The sequence below is a fragment of the Rhodococcus sp. P3_B8 genome (assembly GCF_056402775.1).
Genome location: NZ_JBFUGT010000269.1, coordinates 1 through 8,943, shown reverse-complemented (window position 1 = coordinate 8,943; position 8,943 = coordinate 1). Strand labels below are relative to the sequence as shown.

Annotated in this window: 11 protein-coding genes; 6 read left to right on the top strand and 5 right to left on the bottom strand. The window is 61.6% G+C overall.

What is annotated here, in order from left to right; translation table 11 throughout:
- Positions 1–125 precede the first annotated feature (125 nt).
- The 6 genes from AC1D1G_RS36710 (at position 126) to AC1D1G_RS36685 (ending at position 3,655) form a co-directional block, all read left to right on the top strand.
- Positions 126–752 carry a VOC family protein gene (locus tag AC1D1G_RS36710; RefSeq protein WP_477955974.1) on the top strand — a complete coding sequence of 209 codons (627 nt, stop codon included), beginning with the start codon at positions 126–128 and terminating at the stop codon, positions 750–752.
- Positions 753–799: 47 nt separating this feature from the next.
- Complete coding sequence (folE, locus tag AC1D1G_RS36705) at positions 800–1,390, top strand: GTP cyclohydrolase I FolE (RefSeq protein ID WP_169695912.1); 591 nt, start codon at positions 800–802, stop codon at positions 1,388–1,390.
- 185 nt (positions 1,391–1,575) lie between these two features.
- Positions 1,576–2,169 carry a DoxX family protein gene (locus tag AC1D1G_RS36700; RefSeq protein ID WP_477955977.1) on the top strand — a complete coding sequence of 198 codons (594 nt, stop codon included), beginning with the start codon at positions 1,576–1,578 and terminating at the stop codon, positions 2,167–2,169.
- Positions 2,170–2,202: 33 nt separating this feature from the next.
- A complete protein-coding gene (locus AC1D1G_RS36695; RefSeq protein WP_477955972.1) occupies positions 2,203–2,460 on the top strand; it encodes an alkyl hydroperoxide reductase in 258 nt (85 codons plus the stop codon).
- A 203-nt stretch (positions 2,461–2,663) separates the two neighbouring features.
- Positions 2,664–2,879 (top strand): hypothetical protein, encoded by a 216-nt coding sequence (locus tag AC1D1G_RS36690; RefSeq protein ID WP_477955971.1) that lies wholly within the window; start codon positions 2,664–2,666, stop codon positions 2,877–2,879.
- An 89-nt stretch (positions 2,880–2,968) separates the two neighbouring features.
- Positions 2,969–3,655, top strand: a complete 687-nt coding sequence (locus AC1D1G_RS36685) for an L-threonylcarbamoyladenylate synthase (protein ID WP_477955969.1) — start codon at positions 2,969–2,971, stop codon at positions 3,653–3,655.
- 149 nt (positions 3,656–3,804) lie between these two features.
- Here the strand turns inward: AC1D1G_RS36685 and AC1D1G_RS36680 are convergent, their stop codons facing one another.
- From AC1D1G_RS36680 to AC1D1G_RS36660, 5 genes are all read right to left on the bottom strand, one after another.
- The gene (locus AC1D1G_RS36680; protein WP_477955968.1) at positions 3,805–4,170 is read right to left on the bottom strand and encodes a cupin domain-containing protein; all 366 of its coding nucleotides are present in this window, start codon (positions 4,168–4,170) and stop codon (positions 3,805–3,807) included.
- Between the two features lie 3 nt (positions 4,171–4,173).
- Entirely contained in the window at positions 4,174–5,181 is a 1,008-nt protein-coding gene (locus AC1D1G_RS36675) for a zinc-binding dehydrogenase (RefSeq protein WP_477955967.1), read from the bottom strand.
- Between the two features lie 235 nt (positions 5,182–5,416).
- The gene (locus tag AC1D1G_RS36670) at positions 5,417–6,529 is read right to left on the bottom strand and encodes a beta-ketoacyl-[acyl-carrier-protein] synthase family protein (RefSeq protein WP_477955965.1); all 1,113 of its coding nucleotides are present in this window, start codon (positions 6,527–6,529) and stop codon (positions 5,417–5,419) included.
- Between the two features lie 31 nt (positions 6,530–6,560).
- On the bottom strand, positions 6,561–7,310 hold the full coding sequence (locus AC1D1G_RS36665) for an HpcH/HpaI aldolase family protein (protein ID WP_477955976.1): 750 nt from the start codon (positions 7,308–7,310) through the stop codon (positions 6,561–6,563).
- 275 nt (positions 7,311–7,585) lie between these two features.
- Positions 7,586–8,800: an amidohydrolase family protein gene (locus tag AC1D1G_RS36660; protein ID WP_169695835.1), complete on the bottom strand. Its 1,215-nt coding sequence runs from the start codon at positions 8,798–8,800 to the stop codon at positions 7,586–7,588.
- Positions 8,801–8,943: the final 143 nt, after the last annotated feature.

Below are 8,943 nucleotides of genomic sequence, written 5' to 3'. Positions count from 1 at the left end.
CTCTGGGGCACTCCACCCGCACCCGACGGTGCCCCAGAGCGCCCACCCCACCACCCCGAGACGGTTCCTCGAGCTCCTGCGGACTGCGTCGAGCGACCTACTCGAAAAGTAGTAAGGAAGCGTAAATGGCCACCGAAGCAACGGAAACTAAACCGGCAATTCTGACGCAGGCTGGTGCTGCGACAGGCCGGCTCGCCGGTGTCAATCACCTGCAACTCATCGTCAGTGACATGGACGCCAGTGTCCGGTTCTACCGCGACATTCTGGGGTTGACCGTTGTTCGCACCACCGCCGACTACCCGGCGCCCGGACGCGGATACCAGATCCTGAAAAACACCTTCCTGGACATGGGGAACGGGAACTTACTGTCGCTCATTGTGGTGGGTGGACCCGGTATCAGCGATGCACCCACCACCGCAGAGCCCTCGGTCAGTGCCGAATGGTTGTGGCCCGGTGTTCCGGAAAACCAATGGACTCCGCGGAAGTTCGATCATGTGGCCTTCAACGTCGACAGCCACGAAGACATGGTGTGGTTCCAGGACCACCTCCAAGCCTGTGGTGTCAAGACGAGCAAGATCATCGCCCGTGACTACGAGGCCTGGGTGGAGTCCCTCTACTTTTACGACCCGGACGGGATCCCCCTCGAGATTGCAACCTTCGACAAAGACAACCCGAAGTGGGAATCACATCAACCGACGGACTGGTTCCGCGATCCCAACCCTGTCCCCGCTCTCCGCGTAAACCCCTCGTGACAGCGACAAGGAGCGCAGGCGACAGTAGCTCGACGCGGTCGTTCGATTTGCTGGTATACGGCGGGGCGGCCGGTACACGTGATCCGCGGAACGCAGACCTAGCCGCTGCGGAGTCCGCTGCGCGGGCGTTCCTGGACGCGCTCGGGATCGATACCGACACCAGCGGGGTACGAAATACACCCGGCAGGATGGCACGGGCTTACCTTGATCTCTTCACCCCGAACTCCTTCGAGTTGACGACCTTTCCGAACGATGAAGGGTATGACGAGTTGGTGGTGGCCAAATCCATTCCGGTTCGTTCGGTGTGTGAACACCACCTGTTGCCGTTCAGTGGTGTCGCGCATGTGGGATACCTGCCGGGTGAACGCGTCCTCGGCCTGTCGAAACTTGCCCGGATCGTCGACTTCTTCGCCCGCCGGCCACAGGTGCAAGAGCGACTCACGAAGCAAGTCGCGGATTGCTTGACAACAAGACTCGGGCCGAAGGGTGTGGGGGTCGTGATCGAAGCCGAGCACAGCTGTATGTCGATGCGCGGTATACGCGCCATCGGCTCTACCACCGTCACCTCAGCGCTGTCGGGATCGTTGCGCGACGATCCGCGATCACGCCAGGAATTCTTCGCCCTGACAGGGGTCTAGAGCCACGACGGATACCTGCGATTTGGTGAAAGCTGTGGAAAAAATGCGTAAGCGCGGCTGAACATACGCGTGATCTCAACCATGGCCGGTTCATCGTCAAAACAACAAGGTCTTGCCCGTCGCGTCTCACCGAGATCCTCGAAGGTCGGCGCGCCGAGGTGGAACAGTACAACCCAGGGGTATCTATGCTAGTTGAGTCGGATCGAGGCAGGCAGAAACGCGGATTCGGTGGCGTTGACGTCGCTGAACTATTACTGAGAACGACTATCGGGGCGACCATGGTCGCACACGGAGTAAAACACGCTCGCTCGCTCGACGGCACGACGCGTTGGTTCGAATCGATCGGATTCCGCGATCCCAAGTTTCAGGCAGCCACCAGTGCCGGCGTCGAAATCCTCTCGGGAAGCGCCCTCATCGCGGGGAGCATGACCCCAGTGGCAGCGGCAGCGGTGATCGGCACGATGGGTGTGGCGATCCGAACCGTGCACGCCCCCAATGGTTTTTTCATCACGGCCGAGGGGTATGAGTACGCAGGGGGCCTTGCCGCCGGATGCGTGGCGCTCGTCAGTCTCCCCGCGGGCATGCTCAGTCTTGATCGTCGTCTCCGGCTCGGACGATTCCGCGGTGGCAAAGCGGCGTTGGCCACCTTGATCGCGGGCGCGACAGCGGCGGCCAGCCACACATCCGTGTTCTGGAACAGTCCCCGACGTACCCCGCGAGACGCTCAACCGCCAACGCCCGATCTCACAACGGTCGAGCCGGGCGATCAAGTCGGCTGAGCCCGGCGACCCAAACCCTGAGGAAGGAACCCGATGGCCCTGCTGACCACCAGCGATCAGCTTCCCGCCTACAACCTGACCGCCGTCACCGGCCGCCACCTCTCGACGGTCGACGCCCAACGGCCCGACAACTACTTCACCACCCTCACCAGCGACGACTACCCCGGAAAGTGGCGCGTGAAAATTCTCCGAGTGCTCGGCGCCCTGCAGTCCGACCAGCAGTGCGCCTGCAACTGGAAGAAGGGCGACCCCACCCTCTCCCCGGGCGCACTCCTGAGTGCGAGCGTCTGATGATGACCGGCCGAGAAATCGCGGCGATTGCCCATGCCCTTGCGAGAACCGCGGGTGTCATCATGGCGCGACGAGTCGTCCCATACGCATCCGAGTCGCTATCAGCGGGAATGACGTTCCTGTCAGGGACACCACGGTCAGGCATCACCGGGAAAGCAATGGACCGGAATCGGTTCCTCGCGGATCTTCGCGACGTGCCTGCGATGGGCATCGATGAATTGATGACGCAGTACGCGAAGCTCTCCCCTGTGGACGCTCCTACTGATGTCATGTTCTGGGAGTTGGTCAACGCCCGCAGTGCGTTGAGAAAATTCATCGTTGCCGCGGCGTGTCGCGAAGATCGATTGATCGAGGTCAGTCAGCGTCTCCTGTCGGTAGAACTGTCGGCACGGACGGACACCGCGCAACGTCAGCGGTGATGAGCCATCGACGGTGACCGCGGACAGTGCTACAGCACGTCGACTACCGGATCAGCCAAAAAAATTCGTGATTTCGGAACGAGCCGACGATGACCGTATATGACTGCCACTCCCCCGAGATCAGGAAGACCGGCCTCTTCCACGCCGGTGACGCGCTCCGATCGGGTCGCCTGGTCGTATTTCCCACCGACACCCTATACGCGGTCGGTTCAGACGCCTTCAACCGAGAGGCCGTGCACGCGTTGTTGTCTGCGAAACAACGCAGTGGTGACAAGCCCGCCTCCGTCCTGGTCGGTAGCCCGGCATCTCTGGACGACCTGGTGGCGTCCGTGCCGTTGCCGGCGCACCATCTGATCCAAGCATTCTGGCCCGGCGCTCTGTCGTTGGTCCTGCGGGCCGCGCCGCATCTGACCTGCGACCTCGGGCGGACACGGGGAACAATAATGGTCCGGATGCCCCTGCATCCGGTCGCCCTCGAACTGCTCGAGGCAGGCCCGATCGCGCAGTCGAGCGCCAACCAGACGGGACGTCCGCCGGCGACCACTGTCGAGCAGGCTCGCAGATATCTCGGCGCGGCCGTCAGCGTCTATCTCGACGGCGGCATGACCGGTGATCTACCCTCCACCATCGTGGATCTCTCCACCTCGAGACAGCCGGTAATCCTCCGGGAGGGGGCTATCTCGAGCGCTGAGATCAGCGACGTCCTGGCACTATCCCTCTCCACGGGGCGCGCTACAGGGCAACATGATCGCCACCCCCGCCATTCTCGTCCTTGACTTGCCAGGCACAATGCCGACGCAGCAAACTTCGGCCAACGGCGAGCGGTGGACCAGCCCCCGTGCTCCCTTCCTTCGCCTCGAGTTCACTCACTGCACGACATGTGCGCAGCGGAGCGTCCTCAGGTCATTGGAGGCCCTGACTTAGCTCACTGGAACGGCACTACGTCCTTACCGCGGGCGGCATCAACATAATCCTGCCGAAGGGGATAGAACGCCTCGACGAACACAGCACCTTCCCAGCCGACCATCAGACCGTGTCGAACCTCGCCTGGCACCACGTAGCTGGACAACTCGGTCAATTGCACCTCACCGGTATCGAGCAATAGCGTCGCGGTGCCGTGGAGGAGCAACCCGATCTGTTCCTGGGGATGCGAGTGGACGGGCACAACCGTACCGGGCTCGAAGGTCACATAGGTCAATTGCATATGTGAGCCGAAGACAGCACGTCCATCCATACCTTGCACGGGCTTGAAACCAGTCATTCCTTTTACGTCGAACACGTCGGCATGCACTTTTCAACCAACTTCCAGCACGATCTTGCCGAGCATTTCATTACCGGACATCAATTGATATGCCTGCTCCGCTTCGTTCCATGGCAGGACTCGCGCGATGACCGGGCGGAGCGATTCGTGGATATCGCGGTGGGCGGCATCCGGGCGAAATGGTGCAATATCTCGCCGCAGCGCGTGCACGATCTCGGCCTTTTCCTGGGTAGTCCTGGTGCGGAACGTCACGCCGACCAACTCGAGCCGTTTGAACGCGAGCGCCTCCATATCGAGAAGCCCCTCGGCTCCCCCCAGGCGCCCGACCCCTACGATCCGGCCCTTCACCGCCGCGGCCTGGATGTTCATCGAAAGGTAGCTTCCACCCACATGATCGAGAACGATATCGATACCGCTGCCTTGGGTGACCTCCGATGCACGCGCGGCGAAGTCGGTCGAACCGGTGTTGATCACTTCGTCGACGCCAAGGGCGTCAAGTAGCGCGCTGCCTCGGTCCGAACGCGTGGTACCGACAATGAGTCCGGCTCCGAAGTAGCGCGCCAGCTGGACTGCCTGCATGCCCACACCCGATGTCGCCGCGTGGATCGCAACCGATTCGCCGTCGGCCATTCGCGCGGTGGTCACCAGCGCGTTGTGGGCTGTCATGAAGCCAAGTACCGCCGCAGCTCCTTCGATGTAGCTCCAGTTCGTCGGAATCGGGATGAGCATCGAGGCATCCACGACGATCTCTTGCGCCAGACCGCCGGCCACCATCGCCATCACGCGGTCTCCTCTCGCGTAATCGGTTACACCGGGACCGACTTCGACGATCTCGCCTGCCGCGTCGAGCCCCACCACCTGCGCCTGCGGTACACCACCGATGGAGGTATGCGTTCCGGCGAGCTGGGCCAGGTCGGCGCGGTTCACGGAAGCCGCACGCACTGCGACGCGTACCTGCTTGTCTCCGAGCTCGGCGGGGGCCACATCGACCAGTGCGAGTCCAGGACTACTCGATTGTCGAGCGATTACCATTGCCTTCATTTCTTCACCACTTTTATATAGTCGAATTCGAAATCGGTGATGGCCTACACTTCTACTACGAATAAATCTGTTCGAGGAAATACTTCCGGGGACCACTGTTACCGAATTCGATACCTTGAATAACCCGAGGTTTGTGTGATCGAAAAATTCCGGAATAGTCGTGGATGCTTCCCGAGTCACGAGCCGCGCCGTTGCGGAGCATATGACACTGCGCTGATTTTATCCATGCTCGTGGTCAGGGACTATTTAGGCATTCCACGAGCAATAGGCCGGATCCGTCGAGCCCCGACGTGGCAACAAGACCGTAGGTTCCGCCTGTGTCCTCCAGCGCGCTGAGCATGGTTGTCAAACACCGGATGCCTTCGATTTCGGCCAGATAACCCAAGGCCAACGCTCCGCCCCTCGGATTGAGCATGTACGTGTTGAGTCCGAACTCCTCGAGCCAGATCAGCGGTGTCACCGCCACCTCTTCCGGAACTTCGAATTGATCGATCCGGTTGAGTGGTACCCCCATGGACCGAAGATACGAGCGCACCGACTCGAGGTGGGAGACGGATACACCCGTGAGTGGCGTGTCGAACAACGTCTCGGCTCCTACCAGGCGCCCGCGGGGGTGGAGTCCCAGTTCGTCGGCGCGTCTGGCGCCGGTGAGCACCAGTGCGCCAGCGCCTCTCGCGGAATGAGCTCTGTGAAGGGATAGCTGACAATCGTGACTCGCTCCACCATTCGAAACCGGCAAAGCGGCTGGCATGGGGGCAAGGCGATGGGCGCCGGCCGGCTCGCACACCTGCCTGAGCTCATCGCTCGCGATGAACTCGGTCATCTCGTGATCGAGGTGGAGTTCGAGGGGGATGATCTCGCGTCGAAAATCGCCGGACAGTGCGCATTCGCGGGCGCGGCGGTACGACGCCGATACGTATTCGCTTTGGTTCTCTTGCGTGACGCGCCGCAGGTCCGCTTTCTGCGGCGTCGGGCGATCAGTGGACGCCCCCGTCTCGTGGCGAGAATGCCCGTTGGTCGCCCCCACGACCAACACGATCCGTCGCGGCTCGTCTTTGATCGCATCGCTGGCCAATTTCATTGCAGCGGCTGTTGATATCGACTCATGCAGATCGATCTGGTGGAATACTGTTCGCCACGATTCGGCATGGCGGCGCGACGCCGCCTCATCGCCCACCGTCACGACGGTGGTGATCTCGTCCTCATCGATCTTGGCTCGTTGCAGTAGGCCGTTGACAGTGACGTCCAACAGCTTTTCCGCCGCAAGCTCACAGTGGATTCTGCCGTACAACTGCCGCTGGGTCAGCGGTGATCGCACTGCCTCCACGATTACGACTTCGTTGGTCATCGGTATTACCTCGAACTCCACACTCTGATATTCAACGGTGCATTGAAGGTCCGCCGGATGGCTGAACCAGTTCCGACGTCGAGTCCGCGGTCAGTGCTTCGTCGACAGTCCTACGGAAGTCCCCCACCGATTTGCGGATAAAGGAAAAGACCCCACCATGGACGATCAACTGCGCTCCCAGTGCAACCTCGTCGGCAATGAGATGGGGGTTCGACTGGAACACGCCGTATGCGATTCCACGTTCGGCGCAGAGTGAGCGCACCCGTTCCTGCGCCTCGAGCACAAGGCGGTGTCGCGAATCTCCGGGCACGCCATAGAGTTGGGCAAGGTCCCCGTGCCCAACCAAAGCCAGCCCGACGCCAGGAAGGAGAAGCTCGTCCAACGCCTCGACCGCTTCGGGGGTTTCGATAATCAATGCGATCAGCAGATTCTCGTTGGCCCAGCGCATGGCGTCTGTCGCGCTGGTGACCTCCTGATAGTTCACCCCCGCTCCGCCGACCAAGGCGATGCCACGTCGACCGCCTGGGTGATAGAACGCCAGGTCGATAAGGTGCTCGACCTCGGACGGATGCCGCACATGCGGAATCAGTAAGGACTGACATCCACCATCCAGCAGACGGGTGATCCAGGCATAATCGATTTGAGGTGGCCTGACCAACGGAGTGATTCCCGCCGCGTGGGCGTGTGCGACCAAGTCGAAGACCGTCTCGGTGTTGTGGAGATTGTGTTCTTGGTCGATGAATACGGTGTCCGCGCCCGCAGCGGCCATTGTGTACACCATGCCAGGGTCGCGCGCTTCATTTATACTGCAGCCCAGTGCGATTCGACCATCTCGTAAGATGCCCAATAGGTGGTTACGTCTCAGGATCATGGTGACAGTTCTCCTCGCTCTCGGACGGCGAGCAGCAGTCGCCGATCAACGCACGGATAAACACAATTCCCGCTGGGGCTGGCACGGGCCGACGTTCCGGTGGTGGGGTGGGCGCTCTGGGGCACCGTCGGGTGCGGGTGGAGTGCCCCAGAGCGCCCGGCTCTTCTTGGTGGTGCGGGGTGTGGTTAGCCAGTCACGCCGGCGACGGTTTGGCTCGGGTTGACACCCTGCTTCTCCATGGCCTTGCCGTAGAGGCGGGCGGCGTTGTCCCACAGGACAGCGCGGCGGACCTCTTCGGGCTGGCGGCCGAGGACGAGTTCGATGTTTTCCTCGAGAGTGGGCCGGTGGAAGCTGGTGGGGTGGGGGAAGTCGGTCTCGAACATCAGCGGCTTGAGCGAGAGCGTTTCGATGTGGTAGTCGTCGAGCTGTTCGAACCAGAAGTTCAGCGATACCTGCCGTTTGAAGAAGTCGCTGGGCAGCATGTCACCGAACTCGGGGTGCGAGCGGAACACGCCGTTCTTCTGGAATCGTTTGTCAAGGGCGTCGAGAACGAAGGGGGCCCAGCCGATTCCGCTTTCCACGGAGACGAACTGCAGGGTCGGGAACCGGGCGAGGATTCCGGACACGAGCAGGTCGCTGACGATGACGGCGTTGGCGAGGTAGATGTGGGGTCCGTCGGCGGCGACTCGAACACCGCCGACCAGCCCGTCGTCGTCGTCGTGCTTGAGCATCTCGCGGAAGTCGCCGCTGGCGGTGTGGAAGCTGACCGACAGGCCCGCCTCCTCGCATGCCTTCCACAGCGGATCCCACTTACGGCTGCCCAGGGGCGCCTGACCGTGCTCGTGCGGTGCACCGGTGGTCACGATGCCGCCGAAGCCGGAGTCCGCGAGGCGTTCGATCTCCGCGACCGACGCCGCGACATCCCAGTACGGGATCACCATCATGGGGATGAACCGGCCCGGGTACTTGGCCACCCATTCGAGCTGGAAGTCGTTGTAGGCGGCCAGGTGCGCAATCGCCAGGTTCCGGTTCGGGTGCTGCACGAACGGCTTCCAGTCGAATCCGGCGAGGTTCGGGTACAGCACCTGCATCTCGAAGCCCTGGTCGTCCATGAACTTCACGCGCTCGTCGACGTCGTAGGTGGCCGGATGGGCTTCGTCGAGGCGGGTGGGGCCGCTACCGTCGTGCAGTTCGGAGTTGAAGTTCTTCCAGTTCCAGTTCGCCCACGTCCACGCGCCCTTGAGCGGTTGATCGCCGAAGAACCACAGATCCGACTGACTCTTCTCATCCCACTTGACGTGCAGAACGTCCGTGCCCCATGCCTTCGGCAGGCGCTCGGTCCACAGATCCGCCGGCTCGATGAGGTGGGTATCAGTGTCGATAACCCGGTACTTACTCATAGCACCACAATCCTTTCCTGACTCAGTAAGAGTTCCTGTAGATGATCTACAGCAACTAGGGTCTGTGTCAACCATCACTTTCCGTCGCACGCCCACCCGCCACGTGAAACGCCTGCTCAGCACCCATGCACAGGAACACAGAC